At 54.8% G+C, this 515-nt stretch carries 1 protein-coding gene; it reads right to left on the bottom strand.

Going from position 1 to position 515, the window contains the following annotated elements; all coding sequences use genetic code 11:
- Positions 1-39: 39 nt before the first annotated feature.
- On the bottom strand, positions 40-515 hold a 476-nt coding region (gspC, locus tag QSK07_RS22680), incomplete at its 5' end, for a type II secretion system protein GspC (RefSeq protein WP_285797973.1).

Here is a 515-nt window from a genome sequence, read left to right as displayed (position 1 = left end):
CATCAGGGAAAATGGGCGAATGACGTTGGCGATGATCAATTATTCATCCCTCAGGGCTAGATAAATATCTTGTTTCTGGCCGTCGCGTTCAACGGTAAGGGTTATTTCAGTTAATTCCGGTAGCTGGGCTAATGCCTGGCGGGACTGTTCTTTATCGCGAAGATCCAGGCCGTTCAGGGCTATCGCCAGATCGTTTTCCTTGAGACCCGCCTGGCGAAATAGCGCCGGGTCTTTGCCCGGATTCAGACGATATCCGCTGAGCTTGTCGTTAACCATGACCGGCGAAATATTGAGGTAATGAAGAATATTTTGCGGCTGCGCGCGGAGCTCCTGCGCCAATTGGCGGGCTGGCGGCGCGGCGCTATTTTTGCCGGCGGCGGGCGGGTCGTTAAACAGCGGGATAGCCTCATTTCTGCCGCGGTAATTAACAATCAGGCGGTCGGGGAAAATAGCGACGATTTTCGCCTCTCCGCCCGGCGTGCTATCGCCAATCCCGAGGCTAACCTGTTGATTCC

Source organism: Pantoea sp. QMID4 (genome assembly GCF_030270445.1).
GTDB lineage: Bacteria > Pseudomonadota > Gammaproteobacteria > Enterobacterales > Enterobacteriaceae > Pantoea > Pantoea vagans.
The sequence above is the reverse complement of the archived record's forward strand: the minus strand, read 5'-3'. Positions and strand labels throughout refer to the sequence as shown.